The organism is Burkholderia sp. AU32262, from assembly GCF_020419985.1.
In the GTDB taxonomy this organism is placed as follows: domain Bacteria; phylum Pseudomonadota; class Gammaproteobacteria; order Burkholderiales; family Burkholderiaceae; genus Burkholderia; species Burkholderia semiarida.
In genome coordinates this window covers 216,204-238,696 of sequence record NZ_JAIZRS010000002.1, presented here as the reverse complement: position 1 = coordinate 238,696, position 22,493 = coordinate 216,204, and the positions used below count along the sequence as shown (strand labels likewise).

General features: G+C 67.6%; 22 protein-coding genes. 16 read left to right on the top strand and 6 right to left on the bottom strand.

Going from position 1 to position 22,493, the window contains the following annotated elements; all coding sequences use genetic code 11:
* Nucleotides 1–23: 23 nt before the first annotated feature.
* From LGN10_RS02700 to LGN10_RS02645, 12 genes are all read left to right on the top strand, one after another.
* Nucleotides 24–521, top strand: a complete 498-nt coding sequence (locus LGN10_RS02700) for a hypothetical protein (protein ID WP_226221614.1) — start codon at nucleotides 24–26, stop codon at nucleotides 519–521.
* A complete protein-coding gene (locus LGN10_RS02695) occupies nucleotides 521–1,900 on the top strand; it encodes a tripartite tricarboxylate transporter permease (RefSeq protein WP_226221613.1) in 1,380 nt (459 codons plus the stop codon). The genes LGN10_RS02700 and LGN10_RS02695 overlap by 1 nt, the downstream gene beginning before the upstream one ends.
* Nucleotides 1,901–2,154: 254 nt before the next feature.
* Nucleotides 2,155–3,198, top strand: coding sequence for an alpha/beta fold hydrolase (locus tag LGN10_RS02690; protein ID WP_059579915.1), 1,044 nt, complete (start codon nucleotides 2,155–2,157; stop codon nucleotides 3,196–3,198).
* Nucleotides 3,198–3,740, top strand: coding sequence for a cytochrome P460 family protein (locus LGN10_RS02685; RefSeq protein WP_059579916.1), 543 nt, complete (start codon nucleotides 3,198–3,200; stop codon nucleotides 3,738–3,740). The genes LGN10_RS02690 and LGN10_RS02685 overlap by 1 nt, the downstream gene beginning before the upstream one ends.
* 278 nt (nucleotides 3,741–4,018) lie before the next feature.
* A complete protein-coding gene (locus LGN10_RS02680) occupies nucleotides 4,019–4,339 on the top strand; it encodes a DUF4148 domain-containing protein (protein ID WP_226221611.1) in 321 nt (106 codons plus the stop codon).
* A gap of 84 nt (nucleotides 4,340–4,423) precedes the next feature.
* Nucleotides 4,424–5,215 (top strand): alpha/beta fold hydrolase, encoded by a 792-nt coding sequence (locus LGN10_RS02675; RefSeq protein WP_226221610.1) that lies wholly within the window; start codon nucleotides 4,424–4,426, stop codon nucleotides 5,213–5,215.
* A 76-nt stretch (nucleotides 5,216–5,291) separates the two neighbouring features.
* Nucleotides 5,292–6,692 (top strand): amidase family protein, encoded by a 1,401-nt coding sequence (locus LGN10_RS02670; protein ID WP_226221609.1) that lies wholly within the window; start codon nucleotides 5,292–5,294, stop codon nucleotides 6,690–6,692.
* Nucleotides 6,693–7,064: 372 nt separating this feature from the next.
* Nucleotides 7,065–7,535, top strand: a complete 471-nt coding sequence (locus LGN10_RS02665) for a rhodanese-like domain-containing protein (RefSeq protein ID WP_104013039.1) — start codon at nucleotides 7,065–7,067, stop codon at nucleotides 7,533–7,535.
* 28 nt (nucleotides 7,536–7,563) lie between these two features.
* Nucleotides 7,564–8,514, top strand: a complete 951-nt coding sequence (gene epsC, locus LGN10_RS02660; protein ID WP_226221608.1) for a serine O-acetyltransferase EpsC — start codon at nucleotides 7,564–7,566, stop codon at nucleotides 8,512–8,514.
* The gene (locus tag LGN10_RS02655; RefSeq protein WP_011356215.1) at nucleotides 8,511–8,732 is read left to right on the top strand and encodes a helix-turn-helix domain-containing protein; all 222 of its coding nucleotides are present in this window, start codon (nucleotides 8,511–8,513) and stop codon (nucleotides 8,730–8,732) included. Before epsC ends, LGN10_RS02655 begins: the two co-directional genes overlap by 4 nt.
* Nucleotides 8,733–8,869: 137 nt before the next feature.
* Nucleotides 8,870–9,802, top strand: a complete 933-nt coding sequence (locus LGN10_RS02650) for a family 2A encapsulin nanocompartment shell protein (RefSeq protein ID WP_006479760.1) — start codon at nucleotides 8,870–8,872, stop codon at nucleotides 9,800–9,802.
* The gene (locus LGN10_RS02645; protein WP_226221606.1) at nucleotides 9,777–11,777 is read left to right on the top strand and encodes a family 2A encapsulin nanocompartment cargo protein cysteine desulfurase; all 2,001 of its coding nucleotides are present in this window, start codon (nucleotides 9,777–9,779) and stop codon (nucleotides 11,775–11,777) included. The genes LGN10_RS02650 and LGN10_RS02645 overlap by 26 nt, the downstream gene beginning before the upstream one ends.
* A 265-nt stretch (nucleotides 11,778–12,042) precedes the next feature.
* Here the strand turns inward: LGN10_RS02645 and LGN10_RS02640 are convergent, their stop codons facing one another.
* The 4 genes from LGN10_RS02640 to LGN10_RS02625 form a co-directional block, all read right to left on the bottom strand.
* Nucleotides 12,043–12,657: a LysE family translocator gene (locus tag LGN10_RS02640; protein ID WP_060967952.1), complete on the bottom strand. Its 615-nt coding sequence runs from the start codon at nucleotides 12,655–12,657 to the stop codon at nucleotides 12,043–12,045.
* 185 nt (nucleotides 12,658–12,842) lie between these two features.
* On the bottom strand, nucleotides 12,843–14,483 hold the full coding sequence (groL, locus tag LGN10_RS02635) for a chaperonin GroEL (RefSeq protein ID WP_059579935.1): 1,641 nt from the start codon (nucleotides 14,481–14,483) through the stop codon (nucleotides 12,843–12,845).
* A gap of 12 nt (nucleotides 14,484–14,495) precedes the next feature.
* Nucleotides 14,496–14,786, bottom strand: coding sequence for a co-chaperone GroES (locus LGN10_RS02630; protein ID WP_226221604.1), 291 nt, complete (start codon nucleotides 14,784–14,786; stop codon nucleotides 14,496–14,498).
* A 154-nt stretch (nucleotides 14,787–14,940) separates the two neighbouring features.
* Nucleotides 14,941–15,900: a LysR substrate-binding domain-containing protein gene (locus tag LGN10_RS02625; RefSeq protein WP_226221602.1), complete on the bottom strand. Its 960-nt coding sequence runs from the start codon at nucleotides 15,898–15,900 to the stop codon at nucleotides 14,941–14,943.
* 183 nt (nucleotides 15,901–16,083) lie between these two features.
* Between LGN10_RS02625 and LGN10_RS02620 the strand changes: the two genes are divergently transcribed.
* From LGN10_RS02620 to LGN10_RS02610, 3 genes are all read left to right on the top strand, one after another.
* Complete coding sequence (locus LGN10_RS02620) at nucleotides 16,084–17,205, top strand: M20 aminoacylase family protein (RefSeq protein ID WP_413227132.1); 1,122 nt, start codon at nucleotides 16,084–16,086, stop codon at nucleotides 17,203–17,205.
* 50 nt (nucleotides 17,206–17,255) lie between these two features.
* Nucleotides 17,256–18,038 (top strand): ABC transporter substrate-binding protein, encoded by a 783-nt coding sequence (locus tag LGN10_RS02615; RefSeq protein WP_059579942.1) that lies wholly within the window; start codon nucleotides 17,256–17,258, stop codon nucleotides 18,036–18,038.
* 136 nt (nucleotides 18,039–18,174) lie between these two features.
* Nucleotides 18,175–19,359, top strand: coding sequence for a porin (locus tag LGN10_RS02610; RefSeq protein WP_226221598.1), 1,185 nt, complete (start codon nucleotides 18,175–18,177; stop codon nucleotides 19,357–19,359).
* Nucleotides 19,360–19,431: 72 nt separating this feature from the next.
* On the opposite strand, the gene LGN10_RS02605 is transcribed toward LGN10_RS02610, so the two are convergent.
* A complete protein-coding gene (locus LGN10_RS02605; protein WP_226221597.1) occupies nucleotides 19,432–20,451 on the bottom strand; it encodes a zinc-dependent alcohol dehydrogenase family protein in 1,020 nt (339 codons plus the stop codon).
* A 131-nt stretch (nucleotides 20,452–20,582) separates the two neighbouring features.
* On the opposite strand from LGN10_RS02605, the gene LGN10_RS02600 reads away from it, so the two are divergent.
* Complete coding sequence (locus tag LGN10_RS02600; RefSeq protein ID WP_226221595.1) at nucleotides 20,583–21,512, top strand: LysR substrate-binding domain-containing protein; 930 nt, start codon at nucleotides 20,583–20,585, stop codon at nucleotides 21,510–21,512.
* 93 nt (nucleotides 21,513–21,605) lie between these two features.
* On the opposite strand, the gene LGN10_RS02595 is transcribed toward LGN10_RS02600, so the two are convergent.
* Nucleotides 21,606–22,319, bottom strand: coding sequence for a hypothetical protein (locus LGN10_RS02595; RefSeq protein WP_226221592.1), 714 nt, complete (start codon nucleotides 22,317–22,319; stop codon nucleotides 21,606–21,608).
* Nucleotides 22,320–22,493 lie beyond the last annotated feature (174 nt).

The window sequence follows — 22,493 nt, the reverse complement described above, 5'->3', positions numbered from 1 at the left end:
CATATCAAACCAGGAGGAGACACATGGAACAGACCGGTTCAAGCGCCGTCGCACCCGCGCCGCATCGCGCCCGGCCGTTGGCCGGCGCCGATGCGGCGGCCACGACGCTCGTCGAGGTATGGGGTGACACGGTGGCGACGAAGCATCTCGCGTGGTCGGTGCTGCTCGGCATCGCGATCAGCCTCGGCGCGTTCGAGATCGGCCGCATCGCGCTCGCGTCGTTCGTGCACGACGCGGCGATCGCACGCGCTTACGCAATGCTGATCGGCCTGGGCGGCTGCCTGCTGGCCGGTGCGATCTGCGCGCGGCTGTTCAAGCCGAAGCGCACGGTGATCGAACATGCGGCGGGCGGCGCTGAGCGCGACGACGCATTGCGGCAACTCGCCGAAGCATCGGGCGGGCTCGGCTCGACGAACGACCTGTCGCCCGCCGCGCGCGCCGAGATGGAGGAACTCGGGTTGCTCGACCTGTTCGCGTCGTACGACGCCTCCACCGGGCGCGCCCGCGCGGGAGGCCGCTGATGGACGCGCTGCTGCATGCATTGCCGGCCGCGTTCGCGATGGGGCTGCTCGGCGCGATCGTGTTCTCCGCCATCGGCCTGATCTCCGGCACCGACGAAACGACGACGATCGCGCCGCTCACGTTGCTCGTCGCGCTGCTCGGCGTGCCGCCGGCCGGCGTGTTCACGTTTTTCCTCGCGGGCGCGGTGGCCAAGCACATCACGCACGCGATCCCGACCGCGCTGCTCGGTATTCCCGGCGACACGATGGCCGCGCCGCTGCTGCAACAGGCGACGCTGCTGCGCGCGCTCGGCGTGCCGCACATCGCGCTGCGCAAGATGATCTCCGGCGCGATCGTCGCCGCGTTCGTCGCACTGCCGCTCGCGGTGCTGTTCGCGTCGCTGCTCGCGCCGTTCGGCGCGGCGATCGCGAAGGCGGCGCCGTGGGTGTTCCTCGCGGCGGCCGTCGGCATCGCGTATTTCTCCGCCGGGCGATGGGCGTCGGTACTGCTGCTCGTGCCGTTCGTGATGCTGGTGGTCGGACTGCAGGCGCTCACCGGTCGTTACGGCGTGAAGCTGAGCGTCAGCTACTTCCTCGGGATCGCGATCGGGCCGCTGGTGGCCGACCTGTTCTCGATCCTGTCGCCGGCCGAGCGGCGGCGTATGCGTCGCGACGGGCCGTCGACGTTCGTGCTCGCGCCCGACGTGAAAAGCTGGCGCGGCTACTTCCCGAATCCGCTGAAGGTGCTCGACCGCGAGCAGGTCGCTTGGACGGTCGGCACGGCCGCCGTGTCGAGCGCGACGTTCGTGTTCAGCCCGGTCGCGATGACGGTGCTGATGGGCGAGATCGTCGGTGCGCGCGTGCGTCATGCGTACCAGCGCCTGACGACCGTGATCGCCGCGCGCAACGGCGTGACCGAGGCGACCTACATCGCCGAAGCGCTGATTCCGCTGATCGCGTTCGGGCTGCCGCTGAGCCCGGTGGCGGCCGGACCGGCCGCGCCGCTGTTCAATGCGCCGCCGCGCTTCACGGTCGATGCGGCGAGCGGGCAGATCCACAACCTGCATACGCTGATGAGCTGGCCGGCGTTCCTCGGCTACGGGCTGCTGTCGATCGTGCTGGCCGCGCTGATCGCGTATCCGCTCGCGATGCACCACGCGCACCGCGCGGCGTCGTTCGTCGCGCGCAAGCTGAGCCATGAAGCGATCATCGCGACCTTCGCGGGGCTGATCGTCGTGATCGGCGTGTGGGAAGGGCAACTGCTCGGGCTCGCCGTGATCGTGACGATCGGCCTGTTCGGTGGAATGTTGTCGCGCCTGTTGGCGTTCAACACGGGCGTGCAGTTCATGGGCTATTACGTCGCGGTGCTCAGCGTGCCCGCGATCGCCAAACTGTTCTGACGCGCCGGCGCCGGTCGCGGATGCCCGGCCATCGCGGCGAAACGTCGCTTTTCCGACGATTTTTGAATCGCTTTTTGTCGTGTTCGCACACAGATACGTTGGGATACAAAGCGCCCGGTCGGTTCGGATATAAAACCGGTGAAGCGATTCACACGACGGCGCGGTGCGATGCGCCGCCGCTGCGAACGACGATACCGGATTGCCCGCACGTGCCGCGGGCCCCTTCCTTAGCGATCGACAATGGAGAACGAGTCATGTCCGATAACGTGAACACCCGCCGCCGCCTGATCCTGGGCTCGACGCTGGCGAGCCTCAGCCTGGCCGACCTCGGCTTCAGCGCGCTTGCGCATGCGCAGTCCGCGCCCGATGCGTCGGCCGGCAAGCGTGCGGCCGGCGCCGCGTCGCTGGGCACGATCCACCAGATCGACGCGGGCGTGCTCAACGTCGGGTATGCGGATCTCGGCCCGAAGAACGGCCCGGCCGTGTTCCTGCTGCACGGCTGGCCGTACGACATCTACAGCTATGCCGAAGTCGCGCCGCTGCTCGTCGCGGCCGGCTATCGCGTGATCGTGCCGTACCTGCGCGGCTACGGTTCGACGACGTTCCGCTCGGCCGACACGGTGCGCAACGGCCAGCAGGCGGTCACGGCCGTCGACATCGTCGCGCTGATGGATGCGCTGAAGATCGACCGCGCGGTGTTCGGCGGCTACGACTGGGGTGCGCGCACGGCCGACGTCATCGCGGCGCTGTGGCCGCAGCGCGTGAAGGCGCTGGTGTCGGTGAGCGGCTACCTGATCGGCAGCCAGGCGGCGAACGCCAAGCCGCTGCCGCCGAAGGCCGAGCTGCAGTGGTGGTACCAGTTCTATTTCACGACGGAGCGCGGCGAACTCGGCTACGCGCAGAACCGCGATGCGTTCAACAAGCTGATCTGGCAGCTCGCGTCGCCGAAGTGGCAGTTCTCCGACGAAACCTTTGCGCGCACGGCCGCGTCGTTCCAGAATCCCGACCACGTGGCCGTCGTGATCCACAACTATCGCTGGCGTCTCGGGCTCGCGAAGGGCGAAGCGCAATACGACGACATCGAGCGGCGTCTCGCGGCAGGCCCCGCGATCACCGTGCCGACGATCACGATGGAAGGCGACGCGAACGGCGCGCCGCATCCGGAGCCGGCCGCGTACGCGAAGAAGTTCACCGGCAAGTACCAGCACCGGACGATCACCGGCGGCATCGGCCACAACCTGCCGCAGGAAGCGCCGCAGGCATTCGCCGATGCGATCCTGCAAGTGGAGCATCTGTGATGCGGGCCCGCGTCGGAGTGTGGCGGCGCGGTGCGCGCCGGGTGGTCGCCGCGGGCGTGCTGCTGGCCGGTGCGTGGTCGGCGAGCGGTCCTGCCGCGTTCGCGGAACAGCCGAAGCCGGCCGCGGCCGCGTCGCCGATCTACGGCGTGACGATTCCGCCCGGCTATCGCAAGTGGGAAATGGTTGCGCCGGCAGAGGAAGCCGCGCCGCTCGACGAGTTGCGCGTGGTGCTCGGCAATCCGGTCGCGATCCGCGCGCTCGAAAAGGCGACGCTGCCGTTTCCGGATGGCACGATCCTCGTGAAGCTCGCGTACAAGCGCAAGCAGTCCGACGAGTTTCCGCCGGCGACGGTGCCCGGGCAGGCGACGACCGTGCAGGTGATGGTGAAGGACTCGCGCCGCTATGCATCGACGGGCGGCTGGGGCTTCGGGCGCTTTATCAACGGCGTGCCCGCCGACATCGGCCAGCATCAGACGTGCTTTGCGTGTCACCAGGCGCGCGTGAAGAATCACGATTACGTGTTCACGCGGCTCGCGCCGTGACGTGACACGGCGGCGTGAAGTGGAGGGAAAGGCGTGCCTTGCGAGGCACGCCTTTTTTCATGGGTGCGCGGCGGGGGGGCGAAACGGATCAAGCGCGTTTGTATCGCACTGTATCTGCGGTCGTTCCTGAAAAACTGGCATGCAGAACGCCCCGGTTTCGGAAACATGCCGGATACGTGCGCGGGTTCTACTGTCGACATGCAGCAAGCGTTCAGCGCCAGACGTTCACGCCGAATGCCAAGTGATCGACACCCCAACTTCCTTCAAGGAGAACTCTCATGAAAGCCGCTCGAATCCTCGCCGTTGCCGTCCTCGCCGTCGCTCCGGCCCTGTCGTTCGCCGATACGGGCCACGGCCTCACGCGTGCCGAAGTGCGTGCCGACCTCATCCGCCTCGAGCAGGCCGGCTACAACCCGGCCGGCAGCGAAGCGCACTACCCGGACGATATCGCGGCCGCGGAGCAAGCCGTCGCCGCCGCGCAGCAGGTCGCACGCTCGGATCAGAACGGCCCGTCGAAGTCGCAAGGCGACAACGTGGCCGATGCGTCGACGTCGGCCGGCCATCGCGACGCCGCCAACGACCTGTACGCGCATTCGTGATCGGTCGCCGCGCCTGCCTCACGGAGGTGTGGCGCGCACTGAAGCACTTCACTTGAACAACACGAAGAAGAAAGGAGCATGACGATGGCCGGTTTGATGAAACGCGTTCTGGTATCCGCCGCGGTAGTCGGCGGACTGTTCGGTGCGGTCGCGGCGCAGGCCGCACCGAAGGAAGACCTGAAGGGCACCAACGTCGTGCTCGTGCACGGCGCGTTCGCCGACGGGTCGAGCTGGAACCGCGTGATTCCGCTGCTCGAGGCGCGCGGGCTGCACGTGGTGTCGGTGCAGAATCCGCTGAGTTCGCTCGCCGACGATGCGGCCGCGACGAAACGCACGATCGACGAACAGAAAGGGCCGGTCGTGCTGGTCGGCCATTCGTGGGCCGGCGTCGTGATCAGCGACGCGGGCAACGACGACAAGGTGAAGTCGCTCGTGTACGTCGCGGCGTTCGCGCCCGACAACGGCCAGTCGATCGCCGACGTCACGCAAGGGCTGCCGGCCCCGTCGTGGGCGGGCGAGCTGCGCAAGGACGCGGGTGGTTTCGCGCGGCTGTCGGACAAGGCGATCGCGCAGGATTTCGCGCCGGATCTGCCGCCCGCGCAGCAGCGCATCGTCGCGGCGACGCAAGGGCCGTGGTACGGTGGCTGCATCTCGGAGAAGGTCACGCAGGCCGCGTGGCATGCGAAGCCGTCGACGTTCGTCGTCGCGACGCAGGACCGGATGATCGATCCGAAGCTGCAGGAAGCGATGGCGAAGCGGATCGGCGCGACGGTCGCGCGCGTGAACGGCAGCCATGTCGCGATGCTGAGCCAGCCGAAAGCCGTGGCCGATGCGATCATCGCCGCCGCCGAGCGCGCGAAGCACGATACGCAGTGAGCGAACACGGCGCCGCGCCTTCGTGAGGATACGCGGCGCCTTGAGTGATGGCGATGTCTTTCCACCAGGAGAAGTGATGACGCAACTCTGGCAACTGTCGGCAACCGAACTCGCGAAACGCGTGCGGCAGCGTGAAGTATCCGCGCGCGAAGTGGCGGAATCCGTGCTCGACCGGCTGGACGCCGTGAATCCAGCGATCAACGCGGTGGTCGAGCATCGCCCCGACGACGTGCGGCGGCAGGCCGACGAAGTCGATCGCGCGATCGCGCGCGGCGACGATCCGGGGCCGCTCGCGGGCGTACCCGTCACCGTGAAGATCAACGTCGACCAGGCCGGCTTCGCGACGACCAACGGTACGCGCTTGCAGGAGAGCCTGATCGCGCAAGCCGACAGCCCGGTGGTCGCGAACATCCGCAAGGCCGGCGGGGTGCTGCTCGGCCGCACCAATTCGCCGACGTTCGCGTTGCGCTGGTTCACGTCGAATCTCGTGCATGGCCGCACGCGCAATCCGCGTAATCCGTCGCTGACGCCGGGCGGATCGAGCGGCGGCGCGGCGGCGGCCGTCGCGGCCGGGATCGGCCCGCTCGCGGTCGGCACCGACATCGGCGGCTCGGTGCGTTACCCGGCCTATGCGTGCGGCGTACACGGCATCCGGCCGTCGCTCGGCCGCGTGCCGGCGTTCAATGCATCGTCGCCCGAGCGGGCGATCGGCGCGCAACTGATGTCGACGGCTGGGCCGATCGCGCGCACGATCGACGATCTGTCGCTCGCGCTGCGGGCGTTCTCCGCACCGGACGCGCGCGATCCGTGGCACGTCGCGGTGCCGTTCGACGGGCGCGCGGTGCCGAAGCGCGCGGCGTTGTGCGTGCGTCCGCGTGGCCTCGAGGTCGTGCCCGAAGTCGAGGCCGCGTTGCGCGATGCCGCGCGTCGGCTCGTCGATGCAGGCTGGACCGTCGACGAGATCGACGATACGCCGCCGATGCGCGAGGCGGCGCTGCTGCAGGAGCAGCTGTGGCTGGGCGACGGGTTCGACGCGCTGGCGAACGCGGTCGAGCAAGACGGCGATCCGGGCGCGGCCGCGGTGATCGCCGCCGTGCGCGGCAAGGTGCGCGACCTGCCGGCCGACGTGATCAGTCGCGCACTGGTTCGACGCACGACGCTGACGCGGCAGTGGCGGCTGTTTCTCGATGAATATGCGGTGTTGCTGCTGCCTGTTTCCGCGGAACTGCCGTTTCCGGACGATCTCGACCGGCAAGGGCCGGACGGGTTCGAGCGCGTGTGGGAAGCGCAGCTCACGTTGCGCGCGCTGCCCGCGATGGGGCTGCCGGGGCTGGCCGTCACGACGTCGCTCGTGAACGGCGTGCCGGTGGGCGTGCAGGTGGTGGCCACGCATCATCGCGAGGATCTGTGTCTGCTTGCCGGGCGCGATATCGAGGCGCGTGGCGCGCCGGTCGCGCCGGTCGATCCGGTGGCGTGATGTGTCGACGGCGCGCGCATCGGCGAGGCTCGGCGGCTTCGTCGGTGCATCGCGTGGCCCGTGTCATTTCGGATTCCATGACGACGCGCGAAATGCGCGTCGATCGTCCCCCTCCTTTCTTTTCACCCCCTTCGATGCACGACATCGAACGGCCATCGCCCTCCATTTCCAGCCCGCGATCGACCGCGCGCCGATAGCGCGCGTCCGCTATTGCATTCCCCGCGGCGCTGATTAGGAAATGAATTTTTATTGGTTCTGCTTCCCGGACCGCACTCGCATAGTGGCGCTGACGGCTATAGACAGCACGCAAGCTGCGACGGCCGCATTCCCGGTGTTTTTGTTCATACGAATCTGCGAGAACGAGGAAGTGTCATGACGGTTGAACTGCAAGAACGAACCGCTGCGCAGCAGGCGCTCGAAGACGCGCGCGCGGCAGCCGTGGCGGCCGGCACGCCCTACGCGGGCGGCGTCGCGCCGCAAGCCGCGTGGGCGCTGTTCGCGGCGGGCGATGCATTGCTGGTGGACGTGCGCACGGCCGAGGAACGGAAATTCGTCGGTTACGTGCCGGAGTCGCTGCACGTGCCGTGGGCGACCGGCACGAGCCTGACGCGCAACCCGCGCTTCGTGCGCGAGCTGGAAGCAAAGACCGGCAAGGATGCGGTCGTGCTGTTGCTGTGCCGCAGCGGCAACCGCTCGGCGCAGGCGGCCGAGGCTGCCACGAAGGGCGGTTTCACGCAGGTATTCAACGTGCTCGAAGGCTTCGAGGGCGACCTCGACGACCGGCAGCATCGCGGCGGCCGCAACGGCTGGCGCTTTCGCGGCCTGCCCTGGGCGCAGGATTGATTCACGGCCGTTACGGGGAGAAAGCAGCATGGCCGCGTTCGACATCGACGACATCGTTCAATCGCTGCAGACGGTGCGCCGCGCATGGCGCGAAAAGCAGCGGCGCTCGCTTGAACCGGGCGGGCGCGATTTGCCGGCGCGCGAGGCACTCGCGCAGATCGTCGGCGCGCTGAAGGGCGTGCTGTTCCCGATGCGGCTCGGGCCGCCCGACCTGCGGCAGGAAAGCGAGAACCTTCACGTGGCCCACGCGCTCGACGCGGCGCTGAATGCGCTGCTCACTCAAGTGACGCTCGAATTGCGCTACGCGGCGCGTCAGCGCAATGCCGACGGGCCGCTCGACAACCTCGACGAAGTCGCGTCGAAGGCCGTGCAGGCATTCGCCGTGCGCCTGCCGGAGATTCGCCGGCTGCTCGACAGCGACGTGCTGGCCGCCTTCCACGGCGATCCGGCGGCCGGCAGCGTCGACGAGGTGCTGCTGTGCTACCCGGGCATCCTCGCGATGATCCACCACCGGCTCGCACACGAGCTGTACGGGCTCGGCCTGCCGCTGCTCGCGCGGATCATCGCCGAGCAGGCGCATGCGGAAACGGGCATCGACATTCATCCGGGCGCGCGCATCGGCGCGGGCTTCTTCATCGATCACGGCACGGGCGTCGTGATCGGCGAGACGGCGATCATCGGCGAGCGCGTGCGCGTGTACCAGGCCGTCACGCTCGGCGCGAAGCGCTTCCCGCGCGATGCGGCCGGCCATCTGGAGAAAGGGCTGGCCCGCCATCCGATCGTCGAGGACGACGTGGTGATCTATGCGGGCGCAACGATTCTCGGCCGCGTGACGATCGGGCGCGGCGCGGTGATCGGCGGCAACGTGTGGCTCACGCAGGACGTGCCGCCCGGCGAAAACGTCACGCAGGCCGTGCTGCGCAGCGAAGCGAACGCCGCGCCGCGCACGGCGGCGCGCGTCGCCTGGGAGGCGCGATGAGCGACCTCATCCATCACTTCGGCGCCAACGTGCGCAAGCTGCGCGAAGCGCGCACGTGGTCGCAGGAGCAACTGGCCGAGCATGCGGGGCTGAACCGCTCGTACGTCGGCGAGATCGAGCGTGGCGAGGCGATCGCGTCGATCGTCACGGCCGACAAGATCGCGCGCGCTTTCGACGTGTCGATCTCGACGCTGCTGCCGGGCGCGTACGTCACCTGAGCTCGCGCCGCATCGTTTCCCCTTCGGTTGCACGCCCCTGACGGCTATAGCATGTTGAGCCGGCACGGGTGTGCTTCCGATAATCACCGAGCGTCATAAGCAATCCCGTTTTTCATCTTAAGAACCCGGAGCCACACATGTCGACCGTTGCAAGCGGCACGGCCGCGCTGAGCGATCACGCCGCCCGCCAACTAGCGAACGCTACCAAGACCGTCCCCCAGCTTTCCACGATCACGCCGCGCTGGCTGACCCATCTGCTGCAATGGGTGCCGGTCGAGGCCGGCATCTATCGGCTGAACCAGGTGAAGAACCCGGAAGCCGTGCGCGCCGCGTGCACGCAGCTCGAGGACGAAAGCGTGCTGCCGCAGACCTTCGTGCCGTACGAGGAACAGCCGCGCGAATACTTCCTGAACGCGGTGAGCACGGTGCTCGACGTGCATACGCGGATCTCCGATCTTTACAGCAGTCCTCACGACCAGATCAAGGAACAGCTGCGCCTGACGATCGAGACGATCAAGGAGCTGCAGGAAAGCCAGCTGATCAACAATCCCGATTACGGGCTGCTCGCGAACGTGACCGACGAACAGCGGATCTTCCCGCTGACGGGCGCGCCGACGCCGGACGATCTCGACGAGTTGCTGACGAAGGTGTGGAAGGAGCCGGCGTTCTTCCTCACCCACCCGCTCGCGATCGCCGCGTTCGGCCGCGAATGCACGCGGCGCGGCGTGCCGCCGCCGACGGTCAGCCTGTTCGGCTCGCAGTTCCTCACGTGGCGCGGCATTCCGCTGATCCCGTCGGACAAGGTGCCGGTCGCGGACGGCAAGACCAAGATCCTGCTGCTGCGCGTCGGCGACAAGCGTCAGGGCGTCGTCGGCCTGTATCAGCCGGGCGTCGCGGGCGAGCAGGGGCCGGGCCTGTCGGTGCGCTTCATGGGGATCAACAACCAGGCGATCGCGTCGTACCTGATCTCGCTGTATTGCTCGCTCGCGGTCCATTCGCCGGATGCGCTGGCTGTCCTCGATGACGTCGAAATCGCCAAGTTCCATGACTATCCCGACACCTATCGTTAATCCCGGCGTGGCCGCCGGCGACGCGCACGCGTTGCCGCACGCGCCGCTGCCGGCCGGGTTGCCCGATCCGGCGACGCTCGCGCGGCTCGCATCCGAGTTCTTCGCGACGCCGCCCGGGCAGGCCACCGCGCCCGGGCTGTCGGCGGGCAGCGGCGCGGTCGGCGGCGTGCCGTCGGCATTGCCGGCGGCGGCGCCGATCCTCGCGTCGGTCAGCAACCCGGTGCCGGGCGGCTCTCCGCTTGCAGGGCCGGGCGGAGCGGGCACCGGCGTGCCGGGGCTCGCGCTGCCGCAAGGCAAGGTGCCCGGCGCGAACCTCGCGCCGTCCGCGCCGACGCATGTGTTGTCGCTCGGCAACCGCGCACCCGCGCTCGCGCCGCATGCGGCCGCGCAGAACGGGCTGCCCGACAACGCCGTGTCGATCGCGCCCGCGCTCGAACCGCGGGTCGGCGGCGCGGCGCTCGGCGTGCCGCAGGTGAACGCGGCCGCACCGGAAGGCGCGACGAAGGCGTCGCCGTACTACTTCACCGACGGTTCGCTGCAGGGCTGGCAGGCGACGCCGCAGGACATCGTCGTGCCGTCGAACGGCCTGGCGTCGCCGGAAGCGTTCGGGTTGCCGGGCGACGACGCGCTGCGCGAACTGCTCGCCGTGCGTCGCGACGTGCCGGTGTCGCGTGGGTCGGGCGCCGACGTGCCGCGCTACTTCATCGACGACGCGCGGGCGGCCGAGCCGCAGGGCCAGCCGTATCGCGGCGCCCACCCGCCGTTCGACGTGAACGCGATCCGCCGCGATTTCCCGATCCTTCAGGAGCGCGTGAACGGCAAGCAGCTCGTCTGGTTCGACAACGCGGCGACGACGCACAAGCCGCAGGCCGTGATCGACCGCCTCGCGTACTTCTACGCACACGAGAACTCGAACATCCACCGCGCGGCCCACGCACTGGCCGGCCGCGCGACGGATGCGTACGAGCATGCGCGGGAAACGGTGCAGCGCTTCATCGGCGCATCGTCGCCCGACGAGATCGTGTTCGTGCGCGGCACGACCGAGGCGATCAACCTGATCGCGAAGACGTGGGGCGTGCAGAACGTCGGCGAAGGCGACGAGATCGTCGTGTCGCATCTCGAGCATCACGCGAACATCGTGCCGTGGCAGCAGCTTGCCGCGCAGAAAGGCGCGAAGCTGCGCGTGATTCCGGTCGACGATTCGGGGCAGGTACTGCTCGACGAATACCGGAAGCTGCTCAACGATCGCACGAAGATCGTGTCCGTCACGCAGGTGTCGAACGCGCTCGGCACGGTCGTGCCGGTGAAGGAGATCGTCGAGCTCGCGCATCGCGCGGGCGCGAAGGCGCTGGTCGACGGCGCGCAGTCGATCTCGCACATGCGGGTGGACGTGCAGGCGCTCGATGCGGATTTCTTCGTGTTCTCCGGGCACAAGATCTACGGGCCGACCGGGATCGGCGTCGTGTACGGCAAGCGCGCGATCCTCGACGACATGCCGCCGTGGCAGGGCGGCGGCAACATGATCGCGGACGTGACGTTCGAGCGCACGGTGTTCCAGCCGCCGCCGAACCGCTTCGAAGCCGGTACCGGCAACATCGCGGATGCGGTGGGGCTGGGTGCCGCGCTCGATTACGTGAACCGCGTCGGCATCGAGAACATCGCGCGCTACGAGCACGATCTGCTCGCGTATGCGACGAGCGTGCTCGCGCCGGTGCCGGGCGTGCGGCTCGTCGGCACCGCGCGCGACAAGGCGAGCGTGCTGTCGTTCGTGCTGAAGGGCTATGAAACCGAGGAAGTCGGGCAGGCGCTGAACGAAGAGGGCATCGCGGTGCGCTCGGGGCACCACTGCGCGCAACCGATCCTGCGGCGTTTCGGGCTCGAGGCCACGGTGCGGCCGTCGCTCGCGTTCTACAACACGTGCGACGAAGTCGATGCGCTCGTGAGTGTCGTCAGGAGACTGGCGGCGCGACGTTGACGTCGTCGTTCTCGTTGCGCCGATGTTGTCCACTTGCGGCGGCCTTCGCGGGCCGCCGCGAGCGTTTTCATGCTACCCGCTCAGAAGCGCACGACCGGCTTCTTCTCGACGTTGAATCCGTCGCGCAGCATGCCGGTGATCGAACGCACGCGTTGCGATGCGCGACGACCGCATCGACCTCGTGTTCAGGCGTGCGCGGGAATGCGCGCCGGGGCGGCATGGCAGGTGAACGGCGAGCATTCGAAACGGACAAATACGCAGCGAATCAACGTCCGGCCAGCATCCGGCCGCCGACCCCTATCAGCAACAGCCCGGCCGCCGTATCGAGCACGGCCTTGCGCCGGACCAGCAGCCGGCGCACCGACGGGTGCGACGCGAGCAGCGCCATCGTGCAATACCACGCGGCCGAGATCGCGACCGACAGCACGACGACCGACAGATCGAGCCACGCCGGCGCGTGGGCCGGCACCATCAGCGCGAAGATGCTGCCGTAGAACGCGACGGATTTCGGGTTCGTCATGCTGACGACGTAGCCCTTTCTCGCCGCGTGCCAGTCGGACATCGCGGCCGGCGCGGAAACGGGCAGCGGCTTGCGCGCGGTCGCGATCATCTTCAGGCCGAGCCAGATCAGGTACGCGGCGCCCGCCAGCCGCAGTGCGGTGTGAACCCATGCGACGTGCGTGACGAGCAGGCTCAACCCGCCGATCGCGATCGCGGCCCAGGTGCCGGACGCCGCGGCCAGGCCGAGCCCCGTCATCACGCCGGCGCGACGCGACGCGACCGCGGTGGAGGTGACGATCACGAAGTTGGGGCCCGGGCTGGCGACGCTCAGCAGCAGGACGCCGGCGAGCGGCAGCAGGGTGTTGGCGATGGGCGACATGGGGTGGAAGCGGTGTGGCGGAACGGGTCTTGATCTTACCCGAGCGCGGCAGGCGGCTCCGTCGAACCCGGCATTCCGTGGCGCCAAAGCAAACAACGCGTGACGACTTCCGTCGCCACGCGTTGTTGCAGGATTCTGCCCAACCGCGCGCACGCCGACAAACCGGCGCGCACGCTGCCGCGTCGTCAGAAATCGAACCCCGGCCCGCCCGCACCCGGGCCGCCCGGCGCGGCGGCCGGCGCCGCGTCCTTTGGCGCTTCGAACACGGTCGCATCCGTCGTCAGCAGCAGCCCGGCCACCGACGCCGCGTTCTGCAGCGCGGTGCGCGTGACCTTGGTCGGATCGAGCACGCCCGATTCGACGAGATCGCCGTACTCGCCCGTCTGCGCGTTGTACCCGAAGTTGCCCGTGCCTTCGGCGACCTTCGCGACGACGACGCTCGCTTCCTCGCCCGCATTCGTGACGATCTGGCGCAGCGGTTCCTCGAGCGCGCGCAGCACGATCTTGATGCCCGCGTCCTGATCGGCGTTCGCGCCCTTCAGTTCGCGGATCGCCTGCCGCACGCGGATCAGCGCGACGCCGCCGCCCGGCACGATGCCTTCCTCGACGGCCGCGCGCGTGGCGTGCAGCGCGTCGTCGACGCGGTCCTTCTTCTCCTTCACCTCGATTTCGGTCGCACCGCCGACCTTGATCACCGCCACGCCGCCCGCGAGCTTCGCGACGCGTTCCTGCAGTTTCTCGCGGTCGTAGTCGGAGGTCGCCTCGTCGATCTGCACGCGGATCTGCTTCACGCGCGCCTCGATGTTCTTCGCATCGCCCGCGCCGTCGATCACCGTGGTGTTTTCCTTGCCGACCTCGATGCGCTTCGCCTGGCCCAGTTCTGCCAGCGTTGCCTTCTCGAGCGTCAGGCCGGTTTCTTCCGCGATGACTTGACCGCCGGTGAGGATCGCGATGTCCTCGAGCAGCGCCTTGCGGCGATCGCCGAAGCCCGGCGCCTTGACCGCGACCGTCTTCAGGATCCCGCGGATGTTGTTCACGACGAGCGTCGCGAGCGCTTCGCCTTCGACGTCTTCGGCGATGATCAGCAGCGGCCGGCCCGACTTGGCGACCTGTTCGAGCACCGGCAGCAGGTCGCGGATGTTCGAGATCTTCTTGTCGTGCAGCAGGATGTACGGGTTTTCGATCTCGGCGATCTGCTTGTCCGGATTGTTGATGAAGTACGGCGACAGGTAGCCGCGGTCGAACTGCAGCCCTTCGACGACGTCGAGTTCGTCGGCGAGCGACTTGCCGTCCTCGACGGTGATCACGCCTTCCTTGCCGACGCGGTCGATGGCCTCGGCGATGCGCTGGCCGATCGATTCCTCGCCGTTCGCGGAGATCGTCGCGACCTGGGCGATTTCCTTGCTGGTGGTGGTCGGCTTGCTGATCTTCTTCAATTCGTCGACGGCCGATGCGACGGCCTTGTCGATGCCGCGCTTCAGGTCGAGCGGATTGAGCCCGGCCGCCACGTATTTCTGGCCTTCGCGGACGATCGCCTGCGCGAGCACGGTGGCGGTCGTCGTGCCGTCGCCGGCCGCGTCGCTGGTGCGCGACGCGACTTCCTTCACGAGCTGCGCGCCGATGTTCTGCAGCTTGTCCGCGAGTTCGATTTCCTTCGCGACCGATACGCCGTCCTTCGTGACGACGGGCGCGCCGAAGCTGCGTTCGAGCACGACGTTGCGGCCCTTCGGCCCGAGCGTGACCTTCACCGCGTTCGCGAGGATGTTCACGCCTTCGGTCAGCTTCGACCGGGCGATGTCGCTGAAAATGATTTCCTTGGCTGCCATGATTGCGCTCCGTTATTGATTGACGACCGCGACGATGTCTTCCTCGCGCAGCACGAGAAACTCGTTGCCGTCCACCTTGACGGCTTGCCCCGCGTACTTGCCGAACAGCACGCGCTCGCCGACCTGAAGGTCGGGCACGATGCGCTGGCCGTCCGTGTCCTTGCGGCCGGGGCCCACGGCGATGACTTCGCCCTGATCGGGCTTTTCGGCGGCGCTGTCGGGGATCACGATGCCCGACGCGGTGGTGGTTTCCTGATCGAGTCGCTTCACGACCACGCGATCGTGCAAGGGGCGTAGGCTCATTGGTTCGTCCTGTGCGGTTCTGTCGAAATTGGCTGGCACTCTTTGGCAGAGAGTGCTGACGAGTATAAAAACGCGCGGCGACGCGATCCAATAACGGATTTCGAAAAGCATTTGCGCGAATGCGCTATGGACGAAGAGCAGCCGGTGCAGGCCGTCAGATCAGCAGCGACACCGTCTTGAACAGCGCGAGATCCTCCTTGCGCGCGGATCGCGCGTGCCGGCGGATGACATGCAGCAGGCAATCGATGAAGCAGCGCGCGGCGTCGCTGAGCGTGCTGCTGCGGCGCGTGACGATGCCGAGCTCGCGCGGTTCGAACGTTTCCTTCAACGACAACGCGCGCATCCGGTCGCCGGACGGCGGCACGGCCGCGAGAATCGTCGGGCACCACGTGCACATGTCGGCCTGTTCGAGCATCGTCTGCAACATCGCGACCGACTGCGCGCGGACGATGCGCCGCTCGTCGATCCGGGCGCCGTGGCGCGTGAACAGATAGTCGACGAGCGCGGCCTGCCCGTCGGCCGCGAAGTTCAGCACCCAGTCGTTGTCGAGCAGGTCGTGGATCGACCGCGCGCGTTCGAGCGGATGGCCGGCGCGCACCATGACCGACGTCTCGTAGCGCAACATCGGCTCGCATGCGAATTCCTGCGTGCCGCCCGGCTGCACGTGCCCGAGCGCGAAATCCATGCTGCCGTCGCGCAGCAGCGGCTGCGCGACGGCCATCAGCGCGTCGTAGAGTTCGAGCCGCACGTCGGGCATGTGCGCGCGAAATCGCAGCACGGCTTCCGCGAGGAACGTCATCGTGAGCCACGGCGTGACACCGATGCTCAGTCGGCCCTCGACGCGGCCGCGCATGCGTTCGAGATCGCTCTGCGCGTGTTCGAGCTGTTTCAGCACGAGCCTCGCGTGCGTGAGCAGCGTCTTGCCGTAGTCGGTGAAGCCGATCCCCTCCGGCGCGCGCACGAGCAGCGGCAGGCGCTCGCTCGCCTCCAGCTCGCGCAGCGCACGCGTGACGGCCGCCTGCGACAGCCCGAGCGAGCGTGCCGCGCCGCGAATGCTCCCGGCCTCCGCGCTGGCGACGAGCGCCTGCAACTGATGCAGCTTGATCGTGCTCATGGTGCGATACCAGACAACGAAAGGTTGTCATCATAACGAAACCGCGGCTGTTCGACGGGATTTTCGCTACCTACGATTAGGGCACGATCGGTCATTCGGGCGATCGGCAACCGGAATGCATCGAGGAGAATCGGGTTGGACCATTCATCCATTCAGCCGGAAATGGCGGCGATCGAGGCGGAGATGATCGCGCTGCGGCGCCGGCTGCACGCGCATCCGGAGCTGGGTTTCGACGAGCATGCGACGAGCGATCTCGTGGCCAAGCATCTGACAACGTGGGGTTATCGGGTGACGCGCGGGCTCGGCGGCACCGGCGTGGTCGGCACGCTCACGCGCGGCGCCGGGAAGCGGCTCGGGCTGCGCGCCGACATGGACGCGCTGCCGATTCGCGAGGCCACCGGGCTGCCGCATGCGAGCCGGCACGACGGCGTGATGCACGCGTGCGGTCACGACGGCCATACGACGATGTTGCTTGCGGCCGCGCGCTGTCTGGCGGAACGTGCACGCTTCACGGGTACGCTGAACCTGATCTTCCAGCCGGCGGAGGAAGGGCTCGGCGGCGCGAAGCGGATGATCGACGACGGGTTGTTCGCGCGCTTTCCCTGCGACGCGGTGTTCGCGATGCACAACGTGCCGGGCCTGCCGGCCGGCGTGCTCGGCTTCTGCGACGGCCCGGCGATGGCGTCGGCCGACGAGGTGCGCGTGCGTGTGACCGGGCGCGGCGGCCATGGCGCGGCGCCGCACCTGACGGTCGATCCGGTGGTCGTTTGCGCGTCGATCGTGATGGCGCTGCAAAGCGTCGTGTCGCGCAACGTCAATCCGCAGGATCTGGCCATCGTCACGGCCGGGTCGATTCATGCGGGCACGGCATCGAACGTGATTCCCGCGCATGCGGAGCTCGCGCTCAGCGTGCGAGCGCTTTCGCCCGACGTGCGCGCGCTGCTCGAAACGCGCATTCGCGAGATCGTGCACGGGCAGGCCGCGAGTTACGGCGCGACGGCCGAGATCGATTACCGCCACGACTATCCGGTGCTGGTCAATCACGCGGCGGAGACCGCGTTCGCGCGCGACGTCGCCCGCGAATGGGGCGGCGATGCGGCGCTGATTCCGCACCTGAAGCCGATCGCGGCCAGCGAGGATTTCGCGTTCATGCTCGAAGCGTGCCCCGGCAGCTACCTGTCGATCGGCAACGGCGACGGTGTCGGCGGTTGCGGGCTGCATCACCCAGGTTACGACTTCAACGACGCATGCGTCGCCATCGGCGCGAGCTACTGGATTGCGCTGGCGGAGCGCTACCTCGCCTGAGGCGCCCGCACGCTTTCGATCGACGATTCACACACGCAAGGAGACTGGCAATGAAGACATGGATGGCGGCGCTCGCGGTGGCGCTGGCAGCAGGAACGGCGCAGGCGGGCGACTGGGCGGGCAAGGAGATTCGTCTCGCGGTCGATCCGACTTATCCGCCGCTCGAATACAAGCTGCCTGACGGCACGCTGACGGGCTTCGGGATCGACATCACGAACGCGTTGTGCGCGGAGTTGCGTGCGCGCTGCGTGTGGGTCGAGTCGAGCTTCGACGGGATGATCCCCGGGCTGCTCGCCCGCAAGTTCGACGTGATCGCATCGTCGATGACGATCACGCCGAAGCGGATGCAGCAGATCGCGTTCACGAACCGGATCTCGAACGCGCCCGCGCGGCTGATCGCGCGCAAGGGTTCGCCGCTGCTGCCGACGGCCGCTGCGCTGAAGGGCAAGCGGGTAGGTGTCGAGCAGGGTTCCGCGCAGGCCGATTACGCGATTGCGAACTGGCAGCCGGCCGGCGTGCAGATCGTGTCGTATCAGAACCAGGACCAGGTCTACGCCGATCTCGTGACGGGCCGGCTCGACGCGGCATTCCAGGCGTCGATCGCGGCCAGCGACGGTTTCCTGAAGAAGCCGCAGGGCAAGGACTTCGCGTTCGTCGGCCAGGCGATCGACGACGTGAAGTACTTCGGGCAGGGCGATGGACTCGGGCTGCGCAAGCAGGACAACGATCTGCGCGAGGCATTCAACCGCGCGCTCGCGACGATTCTCGCGAACGGCACGTACCAACGGATCAACCGGAAGTACTTCGACTTCGACATCTACGGCGCGAAGTAACGCGCGGGACCGGCACGAGGGGACGGTGCGCGGCGAGCCGTGCACCGGAAACGGAAGCAGCATCGCACCTGTGCGAGCGGCGGACCATGAACCGTTGGCTCGCCACGGTAAATCATATCGATAAGGATTACATATAATGAAATGGAGATTCGTTTTCGTCGCGATTCCGGCGCTGTGCGCGGCGCCTGCGTTCGCGCAAGGCAGCGTCACGCTTTACGGCCTCGTCGACGCGGGTATCGACTATACGAACAACGTCGGCGGGCACGGCGCGTGGCAGATGGCGAGCGGCTTCGCACAGGGTAGCCGCTGGGGGCTGAAGGGCACCGAGGACCTCGGCGGCGGCTACAGCGCGCTGTTCCAGATCGAGAACGGCTTCAACGTCAACAGCGGCACCCTCGCGCAGGGCGGTCGCATGTTCGGGCGGCAGGCGTACGTCGGGCTCGGCAGCGCACGGTTCGGCACGCTGACGCTCGGCCGGCAGTACGACGCGCTCGTCGACTATCTCGCGCCGACCACCGCGAACGGCAGTTGGGGCGTCTATCCGTTCTCGCATCCGTTCGACAACGACAATACCGGCAACACGTTTCGCGTGAACAACACGGTCAAGTACGCGAGCCCGGATTTTTCCGGCTTTTCGTTCGGCGGCACGTACAGCTTCAGCAACGACGCGGGCTTCGCGAACAACCGGCAATGGAGCGTCGGCGCGCAGTACGAGCACGGCGGCCTGCTCGTCGGCGCGGCGTTTCTCAACGCGGACAACCCGGGGGCGACGTCGGGCGGTGCGATCGCCGGTTCGGGGTCGGTCGGCGCCGATGCCAATTTCGCGTCGGCGCGGTTGCGGATCTTCGGCGCGGGCATCAACTACACGGCGGGGCCCGCGACGGTCGGCTTCGCTTACACGAACAGCAACGTCACGCGGCCGGGCGCGAACGTCGGCTACCTGTTCGGCGACGAAACGATCGAGCCGGTGACGGGCCCGCTCGCGGGCGGCACGGTCACGTCGATCAAGTACCAGAACTTCGAAGTGAACGGCAAGTATCAGTTCACGCCGGCGCTGTTCGTCGGTGCGCAGTACGTGTACACGACGGTGCGCTATGACGCGACGACGGGCTCCGCGAAACCGAAGATCCATTCGATCGGGCTGATGGCCGACTACAACCTGTCGAAGCGCACGGACGTGTACCTGATGGGCGCATACCAGCGCGTGGCGGGCGACGCGACCGGCTCGTCGCTCGACCAGGCTTATATTCCCGGTGCGGCGGATCTGTCGTCCACGTCGAAGCAGTTGATGGTGCATGCCGGGATTCGTCACAAGTTCTGACGAGGTCATCCGGGAAGCGGCGAGCGCGGCACGAGGCCGTCCGCCGCTCGCCGCCCGTGCATCTCGCGTCGCTCACTGAGCGACGCGAATCACGACCTTGCCGAAGTGCTGCCCCGACTCCAGGTACGCATACGCCTGCGGCGCTTCGTCGAAGCCGAACACGCGATCGACCACCGGCTCGATCCGTTTCGCGTCGACGAGCCGCACGACGTCGTCGAGCATCGTGCGGCTGCCGACCATGAAGCCGTGCAGCCGCCGGAAGCCGCCGATCAGCGGCAGCAGCGCGAGTTCCGGGCCGCCGAAGCTGCTGAGTCCGCCGATCACCGATACGAGGCCGCCCAGCTTCGTCGCGGCGACCGAGCGCGGTAGCGTGTCGCGGCCGCCGACTTCGACGACCAGATCCGCGCCGGCGCCGCCGGTGAGCCGCAGCACTTCGTTTTGCCATTCGGGTGTCGCGCGATAGTTGATCGTTGCGTCCGCACCGAGTGCGCGGGCGCGTTCGAGCTTCGCGTCGCTCGACGAGGTCACGATCGTGCGCAGCCCGGCCGCCTGCGCGAGCTGCAGCGCGATGATCGACACGCCGCCGGTGCCGAGCAGCACGACAGTCGCGCCCGGTGCCAGCCCGCCGTCGACGAACAGCGCGTTCCACGCGGTGACGCCCGCACACGACAGCGTCGCCGCCTTGTCGTAGTCGAGATGCGCGGGAATCGCGACCAGCGCCGTTTCGTCGGCGACGAAGCGTTCGGCCAGCACGCCGTCGAATTGCGCGCCGGGCGAGCCCGATACTTTGTGCGGCGTCGGCGGCCCGTCCATCCAGCGCGGGAAATAGGTATTGATCACGCGACCGCCCGGCTTGAAGCGCGTGACGTCGCGACCGGTCTCGACGACTTCGCCGGCGCCGTCGGCGACCGGGATCAGCGCGTCCTTTCCGATGCCGAGATAGTCGCCGCGCGCGAACATCAGGTCGCGATAATTCAGCGCGGCCGAGTGGATCTTCACGACGACGTCGGTCGGCCCGACCGGATGTTCCGTCGCATCGACGCGACCGAGCCCGGCAATGCCGTCGCCCGGTTTGATTTGCCATGCATGCATGTCGGCTCCTTTTCGAGATAGTCGGGACTATCATAGTGTCGCGCCCGGGGACGCATTGGCGAGAATTCGGCCAATGATTGTCGCCGGTGCGGACACAACCCTGTCATCCCCTTTCATCGGAGCGGAACGACATGGACGAACGGCTCAGAGGCGTCGCCGAATTCGTCGACGTGGTGGAATCGGGCAGCTTCGCGGCGGCGGCGCTGCGCCTCGGCATGACGCGCTCGGCGGTCGCGAAGATCGTCGCGCGGCTCGAACAGCGTCTCGGCGCGAGGCTGCTGCAGCGTACGACGCGCCAGCTCGGCCTGACCGACGAAGGGCACGTCTATTACGAGCAGTGCCGGCGGGTGCTCGCCGAACTCGGCGAGACGGAGGCCGCGCTCGACGCGGGCCGCCGCGAGCCGGTCGGGCGCGTGCGCATCAGCGTGCCCGTGCTGTTCGGGCGGCAATGCGTGGCGCCCGTCGTGCGGCGCCTCGTCGAGTGCCATCCGCGGCTCGAAATCGACGTGTCGTTCAGCGATCGCGTGGCCGACCTCGTCAACGACGGTTTCGACCTGGCGGTGCGCATCGGCGAGCTGGCCGATACGAGCGCGCTGGTCGGCCGCAAGCTCGGCGTGCAGCGCATGGGCATCTGCGCATCGCCCGCGTATCTCGCGCGTCACGGCCGGCCAGCGGGGCTCACCGAACTCGCGTCGCACGTCGGCATCGCGTATTCGCGCGGCGGACAGCCGGCGCCGTGGCGGATCATCGGCGCGGACGGCGCGGTGCACGACCATCGCGCGGCCGGCCGCCTGCGGTTAGACGACCTGCAGGCGATCGCAGACGCGGCCGCCGCCGGTGCGGGCCTCGCGTGGCTGCCGTGCTGGCTGATGGCGCCGTACGTGCGCGACGGCCGTCTCGCGCTCGTGATGGACAGCGACAGCGTGTCGGGCGCCGAGGTGTTCGCGGTGCGGCCGGCTGCGCGCCACGTGCCGTCGAAGGTGCGGGTGGTCGTCGATGCGCTGGTCGACGAGATTCCGCGGATGCTGGCGTCGGACGACGCGAATGGGGAGCGCGCATGACGGCGGCCGGTTCTCCATGACGGCGCGCAATCCGGTTGGCTGCACGTCGCGCTTGCTCTCGTCTCACATATCGAGAAGGTAACCGGTAAGGCGCTACGTATTCTTTTCCATTGTCTCCAACGCTCGGTGTAACAATGTCAGTTCGATCACTTCGAGTTGGTACGCGAAGCGCGACTGGACCCGCCTCATCATCATGGAGCCGACGGACAATCCAAAGACGAGGGCGATACCCCAGAGAATCGCCGTGTTGATGAAGTTTCCGGAGACGAATCCGCTCGCCAGCGTATTCCCCAGCCACGGCAATCCACCCGCATCCTTAATGTTGGTGAACGTGATGGCAAGAAGCGCATATGCTGCCGTGCCGCTACCAAAGAATGAAGCGACACGCGAATCGAGGCGTTTCACCTTGATCCGCAGGCAATGCTGCGCGCATTTGAGGGTGTCGTCCGCATAGCTGTTCAGCAATCGGGCGTTCTTTTCGTCGGTTTCTATCTCGCGGATGAGCGTATCCAGCGCTTCTTGCTTCCAGTGACACATCTTTACGACGCCGACGATGGGTTCCACAACGAGAGAGAGCAGGCTGAGGACGACTGTAAAGGTATAGAGTGTGACTGCCGGAATCACCTGCCACTCGGCAGCCGCCAATTTATGCCACCCGGCTAACAAGAGGAGCAGCAGAAAGCAGAAGCCGCCACTGCCAAGGAGAAGTGTGGAGGCCTTCCGCGCGCGCTCCATAGACAACGTTTTTATTGGACGGTAAGGCTCGCAAGTATCGAGCGTTTTCAGTAGTTCCGTGATTTTCGACATGACGACTCCGATGAAAATTCGATGGTTGGATGGCGTGCCTGCATGGTCTTGAAAGCGACATCAACATGCGGATGCGCGCGTGAACGACGGCGCACGACGGGATGATGGGGCGGGGATGCGCATTCCTGTCTCGATTACGGTTTGGAAAGCATGGGCAAGCACGCGCTGCTTGAG

What these genes read in the sequence shown, in the direction of transcription:
- LGN10_RS02625 (WP_226221602.1), bottom strand. Translation starts at nt 15,900, where the DNA reads ATGAGCACGATCAAGCTGCATCAGTTGCAGGCGCTCGTCGCCAGCGCG.
- LGN10_RS02605 (WP_226221597.1), bottom strand. Translation starts at nt 20,451, where the DNA reads ATGCATGCATGGCAAATCAAACCGGGCGACGGCATTGCCGGGCTCGGT.
- LGN10_RS02695 (WP_226221613.1), top strand. Translation starts at nt 521, where the DNA reads ATGGACGCGCTGCTGCATGCATTGCCGGCCGCGTTCGCGATGGGGCTG.
- LGN10_RS02620 (WP_413227132.1), top strand. Translation starts at nt 16,084, where the DNA reads ATGATCGCGCTGCGGCGCCGGCTGCACGCGCATCCGGAGCTGGGTTTC.
- LGN10_RS02645 (WP_226221606.1), top strand. Translation starts at nt 9,777, where the DNA reads ATGACTATCCCGACACCTATCGTTAATCCCGGCGTGGCCGCCGGCGAC.
- LGN10_RS02670 (WP_226221609.1), top strand. Translation starts at nt 5,292, where the DNA reads ATGACGCAACTCTGGCAACTGTCGGCAACCGAACTCGCGAAACGCGTG.
- LGN10_RS02650 (WP_006479760.1), top strand. Translation starts at nt 8,870, where the DNA reads ATGTCGACCGTTGCAAGCGGCACGGCCGCGCTGAGCGATCACGCCGCC.
- LGN10_RS02690 (WP_059579915.1), top strand. Translation starts at nt 2,155, where the DNA reads ATGTCCGATAACGTGAACACCCGCCGCCGCCTGATCCTGGGCTCGACG.
- LGN10_RS02610 (WP_226221598.1), top strand. Translation starts at nt 18,175, where the DNA reads ATGAAATGGAGATTCGTTTTCGTCGCGATTCCGGCGCTGTGCGCGGCG.
- epsC (WP_226221608.1), top strand. Translation starts at nt 7,564, where the DNA reads ATGGCCGCGTTCGACATCGACGACATCGTTCAATCGCTGCAGACGGTG.
- LGN10_RS02595 (WP_226221592.1), bottom strand. Translation starts at nt 22,319, where the DNA reads ATGTCGAAAATCACGGAACTACTGAAAACGCTCGATACTTGCGAGCCT.
- LGN10_RS02665 (WP_104013039.1), top strand. Translation starts at nt 7,065, where the DNA reads ATGACGGTTGAACTGCAAGAACGAACCGCTGCGCAGCAGGCGCTCGAA.
- LGN10_RS02685 (WP_059579916.1), top strand. Translation starts at nt 3,198, where the DNA reads ATGCGGGCCCGCGTCGGAGTGTGGCGGCGCGGTGCGCGCCGGGTGGTC.
- LGN10_RS02630 (WP_226221604.1), bottom strand. Translation starts at nt 14,786, where the DNA reads ATGAGCCTACGCCCCTTGCACGATCGCGTGGTCGTGAAGCGACTCGAT.
- groL (WP_059579935.1), bottom strand. Translation starts at nt 14,483, where the DNA reads ATGGCAGCCAAGGAAATCATTTTCAGCGACATCGCCCGGTCGAAGCTG.
- LGN10_RS02680 (WP_226221611.1), top strand. Translation starts at nt 4,019, where the DNA reads ATGAAAGCCGCTCGAATCCTCGCCGTTGCCGTCCTCGCCGTCGCTCCG.
- LGN10_RS02600 (WP_226221595.1), top strand. Translation starts at nt 20,583, where the DNA reads ATGGACGAACGGCTCAGAGGCGTCGCCGAATTCGTCGACGTGGTGGAA.
- LGN10_RS02675 (WP_226221610.1), top strand. Translation starts at nt 4,424, where the DNA reads ATGGCCGGTTTGATGAAACGCGTTCTGGTATCCGCCGCGGTAGTCGGC.
- LGN10_RS02615 (WP_059579942.1), top strand. Translation starts at nt 17,256, where the DNA reads ATGAAGACATGGATGGCGGCGCTCGCGGTGGCGCTGGCAGCAGGAACG.
- LGN10_RS02655 (WP_011356215.1), top strand. Translation starts at nt 8,511, where the DNA reads ATGAGCGACCTCATCCATCACTTCGGCGCCAACGTGCGCAAGCTGCGC.
- LGN10_RS02640 (WP_060967952.1), bottom strand. Translation starts at nt 12,657, where the DNA reads ATGTCGCCCATCGCCAACACCCTGCTGCCGCTCGCCGGCGTCCTGCTG.
- LGN10_RS02700 (WP_226221614.1), top strand. Translation starts at nt 24, where the DNA reads ATGGAACAGACCGGTTCAAGCGCCGTCGCACCCGCGCCGCATCGCGCC.